We start from the raw sequence: 18,116 nt of genomic DNA, 5'->3' as shown, positions 1-18,116 counted from the left end.
GAGGCGCGGAAGTTCGGAAGAGGACGCCCGCTCGGTGGCGGGGTCCGCGGACTTCGTCTGCGGGCAGCACCGTTCAGCCCGGCGGCATGGCCGGGCGTGGTCTCCGGAGGGCCCGCCTCAGGCGGCCGGCGGAGAGACGATGAGCGTGCGCGTATGCATGATCCGGGAGCCTAGGCGGCGTTCTCCCGGGCGGACAACCGACTTTCGGCGCCGCCTGCCGCGACCGGTTCCACGGAGCCCTTGGCCGGGGTCGAGGACTGCGCGATGAAAGCGCCGAGGAGGACGACCGCGCCACCCACGATCTGCGGTGCCGAGAGGTGTTCGCCGAGCAGCACCCAGGCGAGGACGGTCGCGACGACCGCTTCGAGACAGGCCACGACCCCGGCTATCGCCGGTGAGAGCCTGCGCACCGAGACCACCCCGGTGACGTAGGCGAGGACGGTGGCGATCAGCACGATCCAGCCGAGCAGCAGACCGGCCGCGACCGGGGTGCCGTTCATGTCGGCGCGCTGCGCGAGGACGGAGAAGTCCATGGTCCAGGGGCGGGCCACGACGGTCAGGACGGCGGTCCCGACGAGAAGGCCGTACGCGATCACACCGAGCGGGTCGGGGGCCTCACCGGAGTCGCTGCCCTGGTCGGAGAGGACGAAGTAGCCGACCTGGCAGCAGGCGGCGCCGAGCGCGAGGAGCAGTCCGAGGGCGTCGAAGCTCAGACCCGACCAGACCTCGACGACACACGCGAGCCCGCCGACGGCGAGGACCACGCCGAGCGCGGCCGCGCGGGTGACGGGCCGTCGCTGCACGAACCGCACCCAGCCGAGCACCAGGGCGGGGGCGAGGTACTCGACGAGCAGGGCGACACCGACGGGGATGCGGGAGATCGAGGCGAAGTAGAAGGCCTGCACGCCGGCCACGCCGAGCAGCCCGAAGCCGGCGAGCAGGGCGGGACGGCTGCGCAGCAGCGCGCGGTGGCGGACGGCGAGCGGCAGCATCACCAGGGCGGCGCCCGCCACCCGCAGCCACACCACGTGCAGCGGATCGAGGCCCGCCTCGATCAACGGCTTGGCCGCCACCCCGGATCCGCCGAAGGCGAGCGCGGACACCAGCGCGAGACCGAGTCCGACGCCCTTGCCCTCGCCGGCCCTGCTGCTCTCAGACGTATGCACCGGACCATGATGACAGGGGATGACATGAGCGTCACCCCCAATGACTCCTGTCTCAGCGGCTGGACCGTGGAGGGCCGCCCCACAGGCCTCCGGGCAGACGGTCGTCGATCCGCGCGAACACGGCACGGGCGTCGATTCCGGCCCGGGTCAGCACCTCGACGGCCCGGGACTCGGGGTCCACCAGGATCGCCGCGAGCAGATCGATCCCGCGGGCGGGTCCGTCGGCGCGGTGCTCGGCCCGGGCGCAGGCGTATTCCATCGCGCCCGCGGCGAGCGGTGAGAAGCCCTCGGCCGTCGTCACCGCGGGGACGGCGCCGGAGTCCTCGACGGTGCCCTGCCAGCGCAGTCCGTAGCCGATGCTGCGCTGCACGAGATAACCGAGGAGCCTCGGCAACTGGGGTTCCGCGTCGAAGACGGCGTAGGCCTCGGCGTCGGCGTCCAGCAGTGAGTGCAGCAGATGGGCCGTGTCGATCTGCCGGTCCCCGTCCCTCAGCGCGCGCCTGCGGGCACCGGACACCACCGCTGTCAGTTCCGCGCTGAGCCTGACATCGCCGTTCGGACTGACCGGTGGCGGGCCGCTCTGCTCGCGGGCCGACTGCCGGGGGATACGGGGGTGCACATCCCCCACCCCATCAGCCTCACCGCATCGGGTCATCCCCGAGGGGAAGCATCTTTGCGTCCCACGGAGAGCGGATCCCGGAGCCGGAATCTCCTCCTTACGGATGAGATCAAGCCTTTCGGCCCCGGTAGGCGCGCACCACGCTGCCGGGCGCCCCTTGCGCAACCGCGATACGACGTCCCTCGTCCCCCACAGACATGAAGAGCAGGAGCTGGCTGGTGGCACTGCCGGCCGTGGACGGCAAGCAGTACGTGTACCGGGTGTACGCCCCGGAGGACGCACTGCTCGCCGACCTGTTCTGGGAGGCGTGGCACTGCCACGACGAGAGCGCGTTACCGCGCGCGTGGGACCTGTTCGACGCGGCGGCGATACGGCAGGTGGGCTGAATCCGCCTCTACGCTTTTCTGACGGTTCATCAGTATTGAATGTTGCGCCCCCTGCGGCTACTTTCCGCGACACCACAGCCCGACACGAAGAGGTGGCCGCATGGCGGAAATCAGCGCGGAGGCACGCATCCCGGCACCCGCGGAGAAGGTCTGGGCCCAGCTCACCGACTGGTCCGCGTACGGGGAGTGGAACGCGACCCACACCAACTTCCCCAAGGGCGGCCCGACGGTTCTCGAGCCGGGCGGAACCTTCCAGGAGAACATGAAGCTGATGGGCTTCCCCGCCGAGGTCGAGTGGACCATCGACCAGGTGGAGCCGGCCCGGCTGTTCGCCATCCGGGGCAAGGGCCCGATGGCGGTGAACGTCGCCACGCGCTACACCCTGACCCCCGACGGTGACGCCACCACGGTCCGCATCGACGGCGAGTTCACGGGCGCCGCCGTCTCGCTGATGGCGGGCAAACTGAAGGACTCGGGGACCGCCGCACTGAACGAGTCGCTGCGGAAGCTGGCCGGACTGGTGGAGTGAGCGCTGCAGAAATGAGCGCCGCACATGCGCGCCGCGCACGGGAAGGCGCCCCGCGGATCGCTCCGCGGGGCGCCTTCTGATCGCCGTACGACTGCCCGGCCTCGGCTCAGTCCTCGTCGGCGAGGATGAGGTACAGCTTCTTGCGGGCCTCGTTGATGACGGCCAGCGCCTTCTCGCGCTGTTCCTTGCTGCCGGTCTTCCAGACCTGCCCGAAGGCCTCCATCAGGCCGAAGCCGGCCTGCCGGATCTCGCCGAGCGCCTCGAAGTCGATGCCACGGGAGGCTTCCTCCCACGGCGCGTCGGGGCCCTCGTCGGCCGCGGTACGGCCGGCCTCGGTGAGCGCGAACAGCTTCTTGCCGCCCTCGCTCTCACTGGCGATCAGCCCCTCGTCCTCCAGCAACTGGAGGGTGGGGTACACCGAGCCGGGGCTGGGCTTCCACGCCCCGCCGCTGCGCTCGGCGATCTCCTGGATCATCTCGTAACCGTGCATGGGCCGGTCCTTGAGCAGGGCCAGGATCGAGGCCCGCACGTCACCGCGCCGCGCCCTCCCCCTGGGTCCGCCCCGACCCCTCGGCCCCCAGGGCCCGGGGCCGAAGCCCGGCCCTCCGAAGCCGGGGCCACCGGGACCGCCCGGACCGAAGGGCCCGAAGGCACCTCGCAGGCTCTCGGGACCACCACGGCCCCGACGACCGGCTCCACCATGTCCACGCTCGAATCCGTGGGAACGCATCGCAATCACTCCATTCCATCGTTGATCTGTCGCGATGCGTCAACGATATATCGGAACCGATCGCATGGCAAGGCCCTTCGGGTAGGGCAGGACGGTGAACCGAGTACGCGATGACTGTTCCGCTGGTCGCGCGGTGTGTGTCACTTCCCGGGCCGGTGTCTGCACGACCCGGATCGGGAAGGCAAGGAACGCGAAGGTCAGCTCAAGGCGTCGCGCAACGCTGTGGCCATCAGGTCGATGGCCTCCTTGCCGGCCGGTACCGGGCCGGTGTGGGTGAAGTAGTGGTCGACGCCTTCGAAGACGCGGTGGGTGACCGGAACGCCTGCGGCCTCCAGAGCCTTGGCGTAGGCGTCCCCCTCGTCGCGCAGGCGGTCGTTCTCCGCGGTGATGACCAGGGCGGGAGGAAGACCCGCGAGGTCGTCGGCGAGGGCGGGCGAGGCGAGCGGGCGGGCGCGGTCGGCGGGATCGGGGACATAGGCGGCGGTGAAAATCCGCATGATCTGCGGAGTGAGCAGCGGCTTCTCGATGAGGGACCGCTTGGTGGCCGGATCGGGGACCTGGTCCAGCAGTGCCGAGTCGATGATCTGGAGCCGGGGAGAGAAGGTGCCGCGTTCCCTGGCCAGGTGGCAGACCGCGGCCGTCAGGTTGGCCCCGGCACTGTGTCCGCCCACGGCGAGCCGTGAACCGTCCCAGCCACCGACGGCGCCGTTCTCGGCGACCCACGCGGTGACGTCGTAGGCCTGGGTGACGGGTGTGGGGAACGGCCGCTGCGGCGCGACCGCGTAGTCGACGTTGATCACGACACAGCCGGCCGTGGCGGCTATGTAGCGGCAGATGTGATCGTCCTGCTCGGGCCGGGCGACCACGAACCCGCCGCCGTGGAAGTTGACGTACACGGGGGCGGGGGTGTCCGTGGTGACCGGCGGACGGTAGACGGTGCATGTCACCGGTCCGGCACCGGTCTCCACCCGAAGGCTCTCGGTACGCGCCGGGACGTCGGTGAAGCGCAGGTCCTTGTGTACGCGGGACATCACGCGTCCGAGCAGGAGCTGGATCCCTCTGGCCTGGATTCGGGAGCTGAACGCCATGACTGAACACCCATCGCTACAGAGTTAAACTAACAGGATTCCTGATAATGGATGCTCGCCACCGAGAGCGCAATGGGCAGACGGACACTCCCCCGGCGCGGCCTGCTCGACGCCGGCGCCGTCGCTCATCAGGACGACGTCCGGGGCGGACACGTCGAGCAGTAGTCGACGGTGATCAGCGTCACCGTCACCTCGTCGCGCCGCGTCAGGCGGGTGGCCGCCGCGACGCCCGCGCAGCCTCCGGCCGTCGGCTCCGCCGCCGATCACGAGGACGCCGCGCCCCGGATCCCGGCACGGAAAACGGTCCAGCGACCCCGGATTGGCCTTGTCCAGGCCGCAAGATCACCTCGTACCGTCGGACCATGCGTATCCGAATCGTCGACGCCTTCACCGACCGCCCCTTCACCGGCAACCCGGCCGGGGTCCTGCTCCTGGACGACGCCTTCCCGGACGACAACCGGCTCCAGAACATCGCCCTGGAGGTCAACCACGCCGAGACGGCCTTCGCCCACCGGCTCCCCGGGGACGGCGAGGCCGACTGGGCGCTGCGTTGGTTCACACCCGCCACCGAGGTGAACATGTGCGGCCACGCGACGCTCGCCACGGCCCACGTCCTGTACAGCACGGATGCCCACGAGGGCCCGGTGCGGTTCGCCACCCGCAGCGGTGTCCTCGTCGCCACCCCGGGCGGGGACGGCTCGATCACCCTGGACTTCCCGACGGCCCCGCTGACCCCGGTCGACCTTCCCGAGGGCGTCGCCGAGGCGCTGGGCGCCGAACCGCTCACCGCCTTCGACACCGGCCCGAACATCGGTGACCTGCTGCTCGAACTGGCCGACGAGAAATCCGTCCACGCCCTGCGCCCCGACCTCAAGGCCCTGACCGCCTATTCGGAGCGCGGCGTGATCGCCACAGCCCGCGCCGAGAACCCGGACCTGGGCTACGACTTCGTCTCCCGCTGCTTCTTCCCGAACGTCGGCATCGACGAGGACCCGGTCACCGGCAGCGCCCACACCGCACTGGCCCCCTACTGGTCGGAGCGTCTCGGCCGTACGGATCTCACCGGGCTGCAGGCCTCGCCGCGCTCCGGCCGGGTCCGCACCGGGCTGCGCGGCGGGCGCACGCTGCTGACCGGCAGCGCGGTCACGGTCATCGAGGGCGAGCTGCTCGCCTGATCACGCGGTCGGCAGCCAGCCCACCTTCCCCGCGAGGAGCGCGTAGCCCACGAACGCCCCGATGTCGAGCAGGGAATGCGCCACCACCAGGGGGCCCACGCGCCCCCACCGGCGGTACAGGTAGACGAACACCACGCCCATCACCATGTTGCCGATGAAGCCGCCGATGCCCTGGTAGAGGTGGTAGCTGCCCCGCAGTACGGAACTGGCCACCAGCGCGGTGCCCGGGGTCCAGCCCAGCTGGTGGAGCCGGCGCAGCAGATAGCCGACGACGATCACTTCTTCGAGGATCGCGTTCTGCATCGCCGAGAGGATCAGCACGGGGTACTTCCACCACACGTCGGGCAGCGCCTCGGGCACCACGGTGAGGTTGAAGCCCAGACCACGCGCGGCCAGGTAGAAGGCGATACCGGTGCTGCCGATCACGGCCGCGATCCCGGCCCCGCGGGCGAGGTCGATCCCGGGCCGGGTGCGGTCGAAGCCGAGGGTTCTCAGGCTCTGCCCCTCGCGCAGCAGGAGGTGCGCGACGAGCAGCACGGGCACCAGGGCCGACGCGATCCCGAAGAGCTGCCAGGCGAGATCCAGCCAGGGACGGCCCGGCGCGGCCGAGGCGTTGAGGGTCGCCGCCTGGTCCTTGAGACCCCCTGGTTTGGTGACCGATCCGACAAAACTGATCAGCGCGGACACACCACTCGCACCGAGCGAAAGCCCCAGAACGAGCAGCGTCTCGTCACGGAAGAATCTCCGCGAGAGCGCCCTCTGCGGAAAAGAATCGGCCACTGCCCCTTCCTCCGCCTGCACACCTGCCTCCAGTTGAGTAATCCAGCCTCATCCCCATCGCCACCCCGCTAGGGTCCTTCGAAAGAAATGACGAAGATCGTGCGCAAGGCCGTCGGGGGGACGGACGCCGTACGGGGGCGTGCCTCCCTCTTTCCTGCCGTATACGGCCGTGCCGGCACGGAGATCGACAGGGGAGGGCACCACCGCCATGGGACGTCACAGCTTGCCCGATCAGTATGGGGCGGGCGGCAGCGACCCCCGCCCACGTGCGCGCCGCCGTACCGTGGCCATCGCGACGGTCCTCGTCCTGACCATCGCCGGCGGGACGGCAGCCGCCGTGCAGGGCGGTCTGCTCTCCTTCGGCTCCTCCTGCCGGGACGAGGCGGTACGGCTCAGGCTCGCCGCCTCCCCCGACGTCGCCCCCGCCCTGCGCAGCGCCGCCGAGCGGGCCCGGGACGAGAACCTCACCTCCGACGGACGCTGTGTCGACATCACGGTGACCGCGCGCGAGTCGTACAAGGTCAGGGACACGCTCGCGGCCGGCAAGGACCCCGGCGTGCAGGTGTGGGTGCCGGACTCGGACGTGTGGGTGGAGCAGATCTCCGCGGACGGCGACGCGACGGAGGTGGCCCGGGTCGGCAACGTGGCCTCCAGCCCGGTCGGGATGGCGATGGTGCCGGCCGCCGCGAAGTCGCTGGGCTGGCCGAAGAAGACGTACGGCTGGCTCGAGCTGGCGGGCGCCACCCTGCAGGACGACTCCCTCAAGCTGGGCGCCGCCGACCCAGCGCGCAGCGCGACCGGGCTGCTCGCGCTCACCCGGCTCACGAGTGCGGCGAGCGAGGCCGCGGGCGGGGAAACGCGGGCCGCGGCCATGATGAAGGCCCTCTCGCAGCGCATCTCCGACAGCGACGGCCAGCTCGTGGAGACGCTGCCGCGGGACTCCTCGGGCACCGAGCAGGGCAATCCGAAGCGCAATCAGGCGCTGGTCCTGTCCGAGCAGGCGGCCTTCGCCCACAACTCCTCGGCGCAGTCCGGGGGCGGTCTGGACTTCTTCTATCCCAAGGACGGCTCACCGCGGCTGGACTACCCCTACGCGCTGGTCGACGAGACCCGACTGACCACCGACGAGAGCCGCGCGGCGATCCGCTTCATGACCTACCTGCGCAAGCCCGAGCAGGAACAGCTGCTGACGGACCGGGGGTTCCGCACCTCCGACGACCAGGTGTCGAAGACGCTGGTCGCGAAGGCCGGTGGCGAGGTGCCGCAGCCGTACACGGAACCCGCCGGCGAGCCCGCCTCGGCGGCGGCGCTCCAGGAGGCCCTCGGCACCTGGACGATCACCGTGCAGAGTGCGCGGATCACCACGGTCGTGGACGCTTCCTCCTCCATGTCGGAGACCGTGCCGGGCACCGGCCGCTCCCGGATGGACGTCACCAAGGCGTCCCTCCTCCAGGCCCTCGCGACCTTCACCCAGGAGGACGAGATCGGCCTGTGGGAGTTCTCCACCAAGCTCGACGGCGACAAGGACTACAAGGTCCTGGTACCGACGGACCGCCTGGGCGACAGCGCGGACGGGGCGGGCACCCAACGCGAGCGGCTGTCGGCGGCGTTCGGCGGCCTGGAGCCGGTGCCGGGCGGAGCGACGGGGTTGTACGACACCACGCTCGCCGCGTACAAGGCGGCGACCTCCTCCTACGCCGAGGGCAAGTTCAACGCGCTGGTCGTCCTGACCGACGGCGTCAACCAGGACCCCGGCAGCATCTCGCGCGGAGCGCTGGTCTCCGAACTGGAGAAACTCTCCAGCCCCGAGCGCCCGGTCCCCCTGATCGTGATCGCGGTGGGTCCCGACGCCGACCGCGCGGAGGCCGAACAGCTCGCCGAGGCCACCGGCGGCTCCGGCCAGCAGGTCAACGACCCCGCCCAGATCCACACGGTGATCCTGAAGGCGATCGTGGCCGCGGGTGCCCAGGGCGGCAGCGCCGGCGACTGACTCCGCGCGTCGCCCAGGCCCTCACCCCAGCGGAACCGGTTCCGGCAGCCCCACCGGCCAGGTGTGCACCGGCTCTCCCTGGTGCATCAGCTCGCCGTACCGCCGGGTCGTGGCCGCCAGCGCCGCGTCCCGCGACAGTCCCGCCTCCAGTGCCCGGTGGAACGTCGCCGCCTGCCAGGAGGCCCCGTTGGCCCGGCGCCGGCACCGCTCCTCGATCACCCCGAGGTAGAGGTCCCGGTCGGCGCGCTCGACGCCCCACCCGGCGAGGCCGGCGTCGGCGAGCGGCAGCAGTTCGTCGCGTACGAGGGTCACCGCGTCGACCTCGACCGTGCCGCCGTAGCGACCGCGCCGGGGCCACGTCATGCGCGCGTCGATGCCGTACCGGCAGGCCGCGTCGAAGTTGGCCGTGGCCGCCTCGAAGGGCAGCCTGGTCCACACCGGCCGTGGCTCCTCGGCGAGGGCGCGGACGAGGCCGTAGTAGAAGGCCGCGTTGGCGATGACGTCCGTGATGGTGGGACCGGCGGGCAGCACGCGGTTCTCGACGCGCAGGTGCGGGACGCCGTCGGCGATGTCGTAGACGGGCCGGTTCCAGCGGTACACGGTGCCGTTGTGCAGGACGAGTTCGGCGAGGGAGGGCACCCCGCCCTGGTCGAGGACCTCCAGCGGGTCCTCCTCGTCGCAGATCGGCAGCAGGGCCGGGAAGTAGCGCAGGTTCTCCTCGAAGAGGTCGTACGCCGAGGAGATCCACCGCTCCCCGAACCACGTGCGCGGCCGCACTCCCTGGGCCTGCAGCTCCGGCGGACGGGTGTCGGTGGACTGCTGGAAGAGCGGCGGACGGGACTCGCACCACAGCTCGCGCCCGAACAGGAAGGGCGAGTTGGCGCCGACGGCTATCTGCACGCCGGCCACCGCCTGCGCGGCGTTCCACACGTCGGCGAAGCGTCCCGGCGTGACCTGGAGGTGCAGTTGCACGGAGGTGCAGGCGGCCTCCGGGGCGATCGACTTCGAGGTGCAGGTGAGGCGTTCCACCCCGTCGATGTCGACGACGAAGTCCTCACCGCGGGCGGCCACGATCTGGTCGTTGAGCAGGGTGTAGCGGTCGACGTCGGACAGGTTGGAGGAGACCAGGTCGTCCCGGTCGAGGGTGGGCAGAATGCCGATCATCACGATTCCCGCGTCGACCTCGCCCGCTTTACGGTCGGCATACGCCAGCGAGGTGCGGAGTTCCTCGGCGAGCCGGTCGAATACCCTGCCACCCAGCCTGTGTGGGGCTATGTTGACTTCCAGGTTGAACATGGCGAGTTCTGTTTGGAAATCTCGGCTTGCGATGCGTTCGAGGACCTCTCCATTCAGCATTCTCGGCATACCGTCGGTGCCGACCAGATTCAATTCGATCTCCAGCCCCATCAGGTTCTGGGGACGATCGAACCGCTGCTCCGCCAGGAGCCGCTCCAGCCCCGTCAGGCACCTGCGGAGCTTGTCGCGGTAGCGCTGGCGATCGGACAGGTCGAACCCGCCTGCCACGACCTTCTCCCCCATCGGAGGGTCCCTCCTCGATGCGTCATGAGTCAGGTGGGATGATGCCCAGCCGGAACGATCGGTAACGTCCCGCGTCGGCCCCGAGCGCGCTACCCTGTCGGAAGTGACCGGTGGCACATTCACTCGGCATGGAGCACTCAGCAGTTTCGAGTGCCCAGAAGAACTCGTGAAAAACGCCGACGAGAATTGGCCGACCACTTCCCGAACATTTCCCGAGGTCACCGCCACGAAGAGGCACGGTATCGGGATCATTCTCGCGTATCGCCGACCGAATGGCCCCTTGCCCCGCGCGACAGAAGCGGCTAGACGAAACACTGTCTGAACACATGTCGTATAAACTTCGCGAACAAGGCAGAGGGTTGGCACCCGCGGTCCTGGATCCTGCCGTCAGGTGACGTGGCGCAGTCCTCACCCGCACCCGCACCCGCGTCACCGGACCCCGGCCCACGCCTCTCTGACCTTCGTGAGCTGACAGCGCCGTCCGCCCCCGCCCTCGCGCCACCGTGCCTGTCGAATGAGAGGCGACCCACCATGCCGCTGCATGTCCTCCCGGCTCCTGCCCCAGCACTTCGCTCCGTCCTCACCGCACTCGCCTCGCCCACCGCGGTCCGCGAGGCCCGAACCCCCTCCCTGCTCCGCGCCCAGGGACCCGTCACACCCGAGCTCCCGCTACCCGTACACGTCCTGGACGGCAGCGCCACCCGGCTGACCGGGTGGCGTTTCCTGATCCGCTGCGGCGATCGCTCGGTGGCCGCGGCCGAGACCATGCTGACCCCGGACGGCTGGGCCTTCTCGCATTTCTTCGAGGGCCCCTACATCGCGTCCACCGAGCGGGCACTGCGTCAGGCGGAGGTGATGCAGCAGCCGTATCAGCCCCGCCTGCTCTCGATCCCGGGCCTGTACATGCTCGCGCTGTGGCTGCACGGCGACTGCGCCGCGGACGCCGGCACCGGCCACCTCGCCGCCACCGACCTGCTCGTCCCCCTGGCACCGGCTCCACCCGGCATCGCCGCCCACCGCCCGCACCGGGCAGCCGAACTGCTCCCGGTACTGGCCCATCGGGTGACTCCGGTCCCGTTGCTGGGCTCGCCCGCCTGAATCCTCGCCCGCGCACCTCGCCCACCACCCTCGTACCCCGCCCCGAATTCCGGGTAGCGGGGTACGACTCCGTTTCCGGTGACATTAGGGTCGTACACAATCCCCAGGGATCTCACAGACGACCATTTGCTCGTACGAGCGCATAATTGCTCCGACGAGCCGGACGCGGGCTCGACACCAGGTGGACTAGCCCTATCCGGCCACTGCGAACCATCCGAAGGGACAGTGCAGTTGGGATGAACCGTCCGGCCGGGTGACGCGTCTCCAACCTGTGAAGAAGTGGTGATGCGAAATACCTGCGGATTGACGCCCGTAGGGCAACACTGGGTTCCGACTGAATTATCGCAACGGGGGACGTCATGACCACAACACAGCGAAAGATCCCACCAATGTGCCAGCACCAGCCACCGTGTCCCACCGCCGCCTCCGCCGACCGGGAATCCGCCCGCCTCGTGGCGCACCACCCGGAGCAGGGCTGGAGCCTGCTGTGCAACGGCGTTCTGCTCTTCGAGGACACCGGTGAGCTCCTGCCCGACGGCCGGGTCATCGCCCCGCACCGCCCGGTCGCGGTGGCAGCCGCCTGAAACGCCCGGGCGGCCGCCGTACCGCCCGGAGATCTGAGGGGCCGGCTCGCAGCGTCCGTCTGCGCACCGGCCCCGACGCATGTCCTACGGCGATCACTCCCTGTGACGCCTTGTGTATGACCCCACTTTTCCGGAAGACTCCTGGAAGTTTCGAGGTTCCGACGCGGAGGTGGGCAAGTGACAGCAGGGAAGGCCGGCGCCGAGCCCCGGGGCAGGGTCACCATCACGGAGATCGCCCGGCAGGCCGGAGTCTCGGTGCCGACGGTGTCCCGCGTGGTCAACGGCCGGTCGGACGTCTCCCCGCGCACCCGCGCCCGCGTCGAGGAACTGCTCCAGCAGTACGGCTACCGCAAGCGCCCCGCGGCACCCGGCACCCGCGCCGCCCTGCTCGATCTGGTCTTCAACGACCTCGACAGCCCCTGGGCCGTGGAGATCATCCGCGGTGTCGAGGAGGTCGCCCACGCGGAGGGCGTCGGCACCGTCGTCTCCGCGATCCACGGCCGCTCGGGCGACGCACGCGAGTGGATGCGCAATCTGCGCGCCCGCGCCTCCGACGGGGTCGTCCTCGTCACCTCGGCGCTGGACACGGTCCTCCACGACGAGCTGCGCGCCCTGGGCGTCCCTCTGGTGGTCGTCGACCCTGCCGGCTCCCCCGCACTGGACGCCCCCACCATCGGCGCCGCCAACTGGTCGGGAGGGCTCGCGGCCACAGAGCACCTGCTGTCGCTGGGCCACCGCAGGATCGGCCTGATCGCGGGGCCGCCCCGGCTGCTGTGCTCGCGGGCCCGCTACGACGGCTACCGCGCCGCTCTCGAGGGCGCCGGGCTCACCCCCGACGAGTCCCTGGTCGTACCCGGCGACTTCCACCCGGAGTCCGGCTTCGCCGGCTGCGAGAAGCTCCTCGAGCTGCCCGAGCCGCCGACCGCCGTCTTCGCGGCCAGCGACCAGATGGCCCTCGGCGCGGTCGAGGCGCTGAGGAGACGCGGGCTGAGGGTGCCGGAGGACATGAGCCTGGTGGGTTTCGACGACCTTCCGGAAGTCCGCTGGTCGGCGCCCCCACTGACCACCGTGCGCCAGCCGCTCGCCGACATGGGCAAGCTGGCGGTCCGCACGGTCCTCAAACTGGCCCGCGGCGAACGCCCGGACTCACCGCGCGTGGAGCTGGGCACGGAACTGGTGGTGCGGTCGAGCACCGCCCCACCGGCCATCCGCTGACGGACCATGGCCCGTCCCGTGGATCGGGCCGCCACCCCGCCAGCCCCGAGCGCGCCTGCCGGGCCCCGCACCACCGACCACCCACGGACGGGCCAAGCCCGTTCCGGTCGACCAGTCCCGCCATCCCCACAGACGCGAGCACGCCCGCCCGGCCCCGCACCACCAACAGCACTTCACCGCGCGCGGAGCTCGGCACAGAACTGGCAGTGCGGCCCAGCACGGCACCACCGACCACCCGCTGACGGGAGCAGGGCCCATCGGGCCGCCACCCCATCAGTCGCGAGCACGCCCGCCGGGCCCCGCACCACCGGTCGGACCCGCCGGGCCGGCCCTCGGGCGCACCAGCCGGGACCAACCGCGCCCTGCCGAAGCGACCCCGGCCTCGGGGAGAGGCCCCCGCAGATGTGGGCCGGGGTCGTCGGCCGGGCCCCCGTCGCCGGCGGCCGGCGTCCCGAGGGCCGGCCCACCGCCACCCGCGGCCATCCCGCCCCGGCCAAGCCGCCCAGCCGCCGAGAGCAACCCCATGGCGGCGCCCGAGCGCCCCGAGTCGGCCACCGGGGCGGCCGATCCGAGCCGCCCGGGGCGAGCTTCTCCGGTCAGGGCCCAGCGGACGCGCGCCGACGGAGGTTGCCGCAGTCCCCGCCGTCCCCTACTTCAGCGCGGTCCGGATCGCGTAGTACGCCGGCTTCGGCTGGAGCTGCTCGTCCCAGGGCAGCGCGGCCCCCTGGCCCTCGAAGAAGGCGGGTATCCAGCTGTACTTGTCGGTGTAGTCCCAGATGGTGATCCCGACACACCGGCGCACCGCGAGACAGGCATCGGTCAAGTCGGCGTACCACTGGGCCTGTTGGGCCAGCTTCTCCTCCGTCGCGGGCAGGATCATCCGGATGTCGACCTCGGTGAGCGCGGTGTCGAGGCCCAGCTCGGAGAAGCGGCGGAGGTTGTCCTCCAGCGTGGTCGGATAGCCGTACTGCAGCGCCAGATGGGTCTGGAGGCCGATGCCGTCGAGCGGGACGCCCTGCGCCTTCAGCTCCTTGGCCAGGGTGTAGTAGGCGTCGCTCTTCGCCCCGATCCCCTCGATGTTGTAGTCGTTGAGGTAGAGCTTGACCTTGGGGTCGGCCTGGCGGGCCCAGCGCAGGGCGTCGGCGATGTAACCGGGGCCGAGGGTCTTGTAGAAGACGGTCTCGCGGTAGGTGCCGTCCTCGTTGAAGGCCTCGTTGACGACGTCCCAGGCGAACACCTTGCCCCGGTAGTGCCGTACCTCGGTCTGGATGTGCTTCTTGAGTACGGGCCTCAGCTCGTCCGCGGTCCACTGGCGCGAGGTGATCCAGTCGGGCAGCTGGCTGTGCCAGACGAGGGTGTGGCCGCGCACCTTCTGGTGGTGCGCGCGGGCGAGGTTCACGATCTCGTCGCCCGCGGTCCAGTCGAAGACCCCCTGCTGCGGTTCGGTGGCGTACCACTTCATGCCGTTGCCCGGCGTGATCTGGTCGAACTCGCTGCCGAGGATCTTCTTGTACGGCCCGTCGACGAGTTCGGGGTTGTCGGTGGCGCTGCCGAAGTAGCGGCCGTGGCGCTCGGCGAGGTCGGCGAGGGTGGGCGTTTTGCCGTGGGCCTGGGCGGTGGGAGCGGTGGCCGCGACCACCACTGCGGCCAGGACTCCGGCGAGTCTGAGACGGTTCTTGCGCATGGTGCGACTCCTCACGTGCGGGTGGGTGTGAGCCGTACTGCCGAAGGCGCCGGGGTCATCCCTTCGTCGCGCCCGCGGTGAGGCCGCCGACGAGCTGGCGTTCGGCGACCGAGTAGAAGGCGAGGGCGGGAACCATCGCCAGGACGAGATAGGCGAAGACGCGGGCGTACTCCGCGGAGTACTGGCCCTGGAACTGCTGCACACCGATGGGGAGCGTCCACCACGTGTTGTCGGTGAACACCAGCAGCGGCAGCATGAAGTTGTTCCAGCTGGTGACGACGGCGAGCACCGAGACCGTGCCGAGCGCGGGCCGCGCCATCGGCAGCAGCACCCGCCAGAAGAAGGCAAAGGGGCTGCACCCGTCGAGGGTGGCCGCCTCCTCCAGCTCACCGGGGATCTCCCGGAAGAAGGCGCGCAGGATGATGATCGTCATCGGCAGCCCGAAGGCGGCCTGCGGCAGGATCACGCCCAGCGGGTTGTCGAGCAGGCCGAGCGAGCGCAGCAGCAGGAACAGCGGCAGCACCGCCACCGCGAAGGGGAACATCAGCCCCATCGTGAACAGCGTGAACAGCGCCTCCCGCCCCCGGAAGGCGAACCGCGCGAAGGAGAACGCGGCCAGCGCGGACGCGGCGACCACCAGCACCGTCGTACCGATCGCGATCAGCGTGCTGCTGCCGAGCAGCCGCCAGAAGTCGCCCCCGGCGAGGATGTCGGTGTAGTTGCCGGTCCGCCAGTGTTCCGGCAGCCCGAAGGGGTTGCTGGAGAGCTCGTCGGTGGACTTGAACCCGGACAGGACCGCGTACACGAGGGGTACGACCATCACCGCGCCGACGGCGACGAGGATCACGTGCAGGGGCAGGGTCCGTGCGGTGGTCTTGCGGGCGGTCACTTGCCGTCCCCCCTCATCGTCGTGGTGGCCCCTTCGAGGTCGCGGCGGAGCACGAACCGCTGGTAGGCGAGGGCGAAGACGAGGCAGATGCCGAACATGACCACGCTGATCGCGCTGGCGTAGCCGACCTGGTAGCGCTTGAAGCCGTACTGGAACATGGTCACGGCCATGGTCTCGGAGTGGTGGTCGGGGCCGCCCTGGGTGACCACCCACACGAGGTCGAAGAGCTGGATCGAGCCGATGACGGACAGGAAGATGCTGATCCGCAGGGTGGGCGCGAGGAGCGGAAGGGTGACGTTGCGGAACCGCTGCCAGGGGCTGGCGCCGTCGATGAGAGCCGCCTCGGTCAACTCCCGTGGGATGGACTGGAGTCCGGCCAGGTAGAGCATCATGTGGAAGCCGAAGTACTTCCACATCATGACCAGGAAGAGCGTCGCCATGACGTAGGAGGGATCGGCGAACCACAGCCCGCCCACGCCGTCCAGGCCGACCGCGCCGAAGATGTGGTCGGCGAGTCCGGAGTCCGGGGCGAAGACCATGCTGAACAGCACGCCGGTGATCGCCTCGGACAGGACGTAGGGCGCGAAGAACAGCATCCGGTAGACGGCTCTGCCGCGCAGCTTCTGGTTGAGGAGGACCGCCATGGCGAGCGCGAACGGCAGTTGGAACGCGAGGGAGAGCACGACCAGGACCAGGCAGCGCCACAGGTCGCCCAGGAAAACCGGGTTGTCGAAGAGATCCGTGAAGTTGTCCATGCCGACGTAGTCGGAGGGCATGCCGAAGCCGCCCCAGCGGAAGAACGCGGCGTACAGCGCGAACAGCATCGGCAGCAGGACCATGCCGATGAACAGCACCAGGGCGGGCAGTTGGAAACCGACCGCGGTCAGCCAGTGCAGGAGACGCCGTCGGCCCCGCCCCCGGGCCCTGACCGATTCCGGGGGCGGGAGTTCGGTGCCCGGACCGCTCCGCTTGTCTGCGAGGAACGTGGAGGTCATCGCGGGCTACTGCTCTTCCTTCGCGGTCTGCGTGATCGACTGGGCGACCTGTTCCGGGGACTTGGAGCCGGCGATCAGCGCGGCCACGCTGTCGTTGACCTCCTGGCCGACGGCGGGGGCGTACGCCTGGTCGAGGTAGAGCTGGAAGCCGGTGGCGGCCTTCAACTGGGCCTGTACGAGCTTGAGGTTGGGGTCGGTCATGGCCTTCTCCGCGTTCGGGAGCACGGGAAGGATGCTGGTCTTCTTGACCAGTTCCAGCTCGGTGGCCTCGGAGGCGAAGAACTTCAGGAAGTCGACCGCCGCCTGCGGGGCGCCCCGGCGCAGGGCGTGTCCGCCGCCTCCGCCGAACACCTCGGTGATGGCGCCCTTGCCGCCCTCGACCGCGGGGAACGGGAAGAAGCCCAGGTCCTTGCCGAGACCCTTGCCGGAGTCGGCCTGGACGGACGGGGCCCATTGGCCCATGAGTTCCATGGCCGCCTTGCCGTTGCCGACGGCGGCCGCCTGGCCGGTGGGGGTGGAGTAGGCGGCGTTGAGGAAGCCCTTCTGGAAGGGCTGGAGGGCGACGAGTTCCTTGAGGTGCCGGCCGGCCTCGACGAACCCGGCAGCGGTGAAGTCCTTGTCCTCACTGGCCTTTTGAAGGGCGTCGATGCCGGCGGTGCGCATCGCGAGGTAGGCCCAGTAGTACATGCCGGGCCACTTCTCCTTGCCCGCGAGGGCGATGGGCGTGATGTTCTTGGACTTCAGCTTGCTCACGGCCTCCAGGAACCCGCCCCAGGTGGTGGGCGGTTCGCTGACGCCGGCCTGCTTGAAGAGCTTCTTGTTGTACCAGAAGCCGATCATGCCCATGTCGAACGGGATGCCGTAGACCTTGTCGTCGAGGATGTACGGCTCCTTGGTGACCTTCAGCAGACCGTCGGCCCACGGCTTGGTCCGGTCGGTCAGGTCCTCGACGAGCCCCGCGTCGACCTGCTGCTTGAGAACGCCACCGCCCCAGGTGTGGAAGATGTCGGGGAGCTTCCCGGAGGCGGTCAGCGCCGTCATCTTCGACTTGTAGGCGTCGTTCTCCAGCTGGACGATCTTTATCTTGACCTTGGGGTTCGCGGCCTCGAACTTCTTGGCGAGCGCCGCCCAGACACTCTTCGCCGGCTCGGTGGTGGAGATGTTCCACCACTCCACCGTGGTCGTCCCGTCGGACGAACCTCCGTCCGAGTCGCCGCCGCAGCCGGTCAGTGTCGTCATGCCCAGACCGGCCGCGGCGGATGCCGCCAGAAAGCCACGGCGGGACAGTGCCGGGTCGCCCATGATGCGCTCCTTGGGTACGGGACGGAGCCGTCCTTGTCCGTCCTGCGGTCCGAAAGTTTCGGAGTTGATCCAGAAAGCTTCGCTGCTGCCGCACCCTAGAGACAGCTGCCAAACGGTGGCAACCCCTTGTGCACAGGGAATGTTGAGGAGTCGAACCAGTCGAAGGCCACGGCACCCTCGCTCGCGTCCCTGCCGATCGCCCGGCCGGTGAAGTCAGCCGGCCACTCGCGTGGGGCGACGGCGGCCGTCGCCTTCGACCGGAGGGACACCGTCGACGCCGCGGGCGAGCACGTAGGGGCCGTCGATGCACAGCCCTCGCGGGCCAGTTGGGAACAGCAGGTCGTCGA

General features: G+C 70.1%; 17 protein-coding genes. 7 read left to right on the top strand and 10 right to left on the bottom strand.

Annotation, left to right across the window (positions count from 1 at the left end):
- Nucleotides 1-170: 170 nt before the first annotated feature.
- Both ACIBJB_RS19510 and ACIBJB_RS19505 read right to left on the bottom strand, forming a co-directional pair.
- Nucleotides 171-1,166: an EamA family transporter gene (locus ACIBJB_RS19510; protein WP_398932083.1), complete on the bottom strand. Its 996-nt coding sequence runs from the start codon at nt 1,164-1,166 to the stop codon at nt 171-173.
- A 52-nt stretch (nt 1,167-1,218) separates the two neighbouring features.
- Nucleotides 1,219-1,785: a Clp protease N-terminal domain-containing protein gene (locus ACIBJB_RS19505; RefSeq protein WP_398932683.1), complete on the bottom strand. Its 567-nt coding sequence runs from the start codon at nt 1,783-1,785 to the stop codon at nt 1,219-1,221.
- Between the two features lie 197 nt (nt 1,786-1,982).
- On the opposite strand from ACIBJB_RS19505, the gene ACIBJB_RS19500 reads away from it, so the two are divergent.
- Nucleotides 1,983-2,171 carry a hypothetical protein gene (locus ACIBJB_RS19500; protein ID WP_398932081.1) on the top strand — a complete coding sequence of 63 codons (189 nt, stop codon included), beginning with the start codon at nt 1,983-1,985 and terminating at the stop codon, nt 2,169-2,171.
- 100 nt (nt 2,172-2,271) lie between these two features.
- The gene (locus ACIBJB_RS19495; protein ID WP_398932079.1) at nt 2,272-2,700 is read left to right on the top strand and encodes an SRPBCC family protein; all 429 of its coding nucleotides are present in this window, start codon (nt 2,272-2,274) and stop codon (nt 2,698-2,700) included.
- Between the two features lie 106 nt (nt 2,701-2,806).
- On the opposite strand, the gene ACIBJB_RS19490 is transcribed toward ACIBJB_RS19495, so the two are convergent.
- Nucleotides 2,807-3,430 carry a PadR family transcriptional regulator gene (locus ACIBJB_RS19490; RefSeq protein ID WP_079077124.1) on the bottom strand — a complete coding sequence of 208 codons (624 nt, stop codon included), beginning with the start codon at nt 3,428-3,430 and terminating at the stop codon, nt 2,807-2,809.
- 197 nt (nt 3,431-3,627) lie between these two features.
- Nucleotides 3,628-4,518, bottom strand: coding sequence for an alpha/beta hydrolase (locus ACIBJB_RS19485; RefSeq protein ID WP_398932076.1), 891 nt, complete (start codon nt 4,516-4,518; stop codon nt 3,628-3,630).
- Nucleotides 4,519-4,880: 362 nt separating this feature from the next.
- Between ACIBJB_RS19485 and ACIBJB_RS19480 the strand changes: the two genes are divergently transcribed.
- A complete protein-coding gene (locus ACIBJB_RS19480) occupies nt 4,881-5,693 on the top strand; it encodes a PhzF family phenazine biosynthesis protein (protein WP_398932074.1) in 813 nt (270 codons plus the stop codon).
- On the opposite strand, the gene ACIBJB_RS19475 is transcribed toward ACIBJB_RS19480, so the two are convergent.
- Nucleotides 5,694-6,494 carry a CPBP family intramembrane glutamic endopeptidase gene (locus ACIBJB_RS19475; protein ID WP_398932072.1) on the bottom strand — a complete coding sequence of 267 codons (801 nt, stop codon included), beginning with the start codon at nt 6,492-6,494 and terminating at the stop codon, nt 5,694-5,696.
- 187 nt (nt 6,495-6,681) lie between these two features.
- On the opposite strand from ACIBJB_RS19475, the gene ACIBJB_RS19470 reads away from it, so the two are divergent.
- Complete coding sequence (locus ACIBJB_RS19470; RefSeq protein ID WP_398932070.1) at nt 6,682-8,463, top strand: substrate-binding and VWA domain-containing protein; 1,782 nt, start codon at nt 6,682-6,684, stop codon at nt 8,461-8,463.
- A gap of 21 nt (nt 8,464-8,484) precedes the next feature.
- On the opposite strand, the gene ACIBJB_RS19465 is transcribed toward ACIBJB_RS19470, so the two are convergent.
- Nucleotides 8,485-10,002 (bottom strand): glutamate-cysteine ligase family protein, encoded by a 1,518-nt coding sequence (locus ACIBJB_RS19465; RefSeq protein WP_398932068.1) that lies wholly within the window; start codon nt 10,000-10,002, stop codon nt 8,485-8,487.
- Between the two features lie 531 nt (nt 10,003-10,533).
- Here ACIBJB_RS19465 and ACIBJB_RS19460 point away from each other — a divergent pair.
- The 3 genes from ACIBJB_RS19460 to ACIBJB_RS19450 all read left to right on the top strand — a co-directional run bounded on the left by ACIBJB_RS19460 (nt 10,534) and on the right by ACIBJB_RS19450 (nt 12,899).
- Nucleotides 10,534-11,100, top strand: coding sequence for a hypothetical protein (locus ACIBJB_RS19460; RefSeq protein WP_398932066.1), 567 nt, complete (start codon nt 10,534-10,536; stop codon nt 11,098-11,100).
- Between the two features lie 389 nt (nt 11,101-11,489).
- The gene (locus ACIBJB_RS19455) at nt 11,490-11,684 is read left to right on the top strand and encodes a DUF5999 family protein (protein ID WP_328643482.1); all 195 of its coding nucleotides are present in this window, start codon (nt 11,490-11,492) and stop codon (nt 11,682-11,684) included.
- A gap of 177 nt (nt 11,685-11,861) precedes the next feature.
- On the top strand, nt 11,862-12,899 hold the full coding sequence (locus ACIBJB_RS19450; RefSeq protein ID WP_398932063.1) for a LacI family DNA-binding transcriptional regulator: 1,038 nt from the start codon (nt 11,862-11,864) through the stop codon (nt 12,897-12,899).
- Nucleotides 12,900-13,548: 649 nt separating this feature from the next.
- Here ACIBJB_RS19450 and ACIBJB_RS19445 read toward each other — a convergent pair.
- From ACIBJB_RS19445 to ACIBJB_RS19430, 4 genes are all read right to left on the bottom strand, one after another.
- On the bottom strand, nt 13,549-14,583 hold the full coding sequence (locus ACIBJB_RS19445) for an endo-1,4-beta-xylanase (protein ID WP_398932061.1): 1,035 nt from the start codon (nt 14,581-14,583) through the stop codon (nt 13,549-13,551).
- Between the two features lie 55 nt (nt 14,584-14,638).
- Nucleotides 14,639-15,403: a carbohydrate ABC transporter permease gene (locus tag ACIBJB_RS19440; protein WP_398932682.1), complete on the bottom strand. Its 765-nt coding sequence runs from the start codon at nt 15,401-15,403 to the stop codon at nt 14,639-14,641.
- A gap of 65 nt (nt 15,404-15,468) precedes the next feature.
- Nucleotides 15,469-16,467, bottom strand: coding sequence for a carbohydrate ABC transporter permease (locus tag ACIBJB_RS19435; RefSeq protein WP_398932059.1), 999 nt, complete (start codon nt 16,465-16,467; stop codon nt 15,469-15,471).
- 6 nt (nt 16,468-16,473) lie between these two features.
- Nucleotides 16,474-17,769: an extracellular solute-binding protein gene (locus ACIBJB_RS19430; protein ID WP_398932057.1), complete on the bottom strand. Its 1,296-nt coding sequence runs from the start codon at nt 17,767-17,769 to the stop codon at nt 16,474-16,476.
- Between the last annotated feature and the right edge of the window lie 347 nt (nt 17,770-18,116).

Origin of the sequence: Streptomyces sp. NPDC050759 (assembly GCF_044456945.1) — a bacterium.
In the GTDB taxonomy this organism is placed as follows: Bacteria; Actinomycetota; Actinomycetes; order Streptomycetales; family Streptomycetaceae; genus Streptomyces.
Note: the sequence above shows the minus strand (reverse complement) of the source record. Positions and strands in the feature narration are given on the sequence as shown.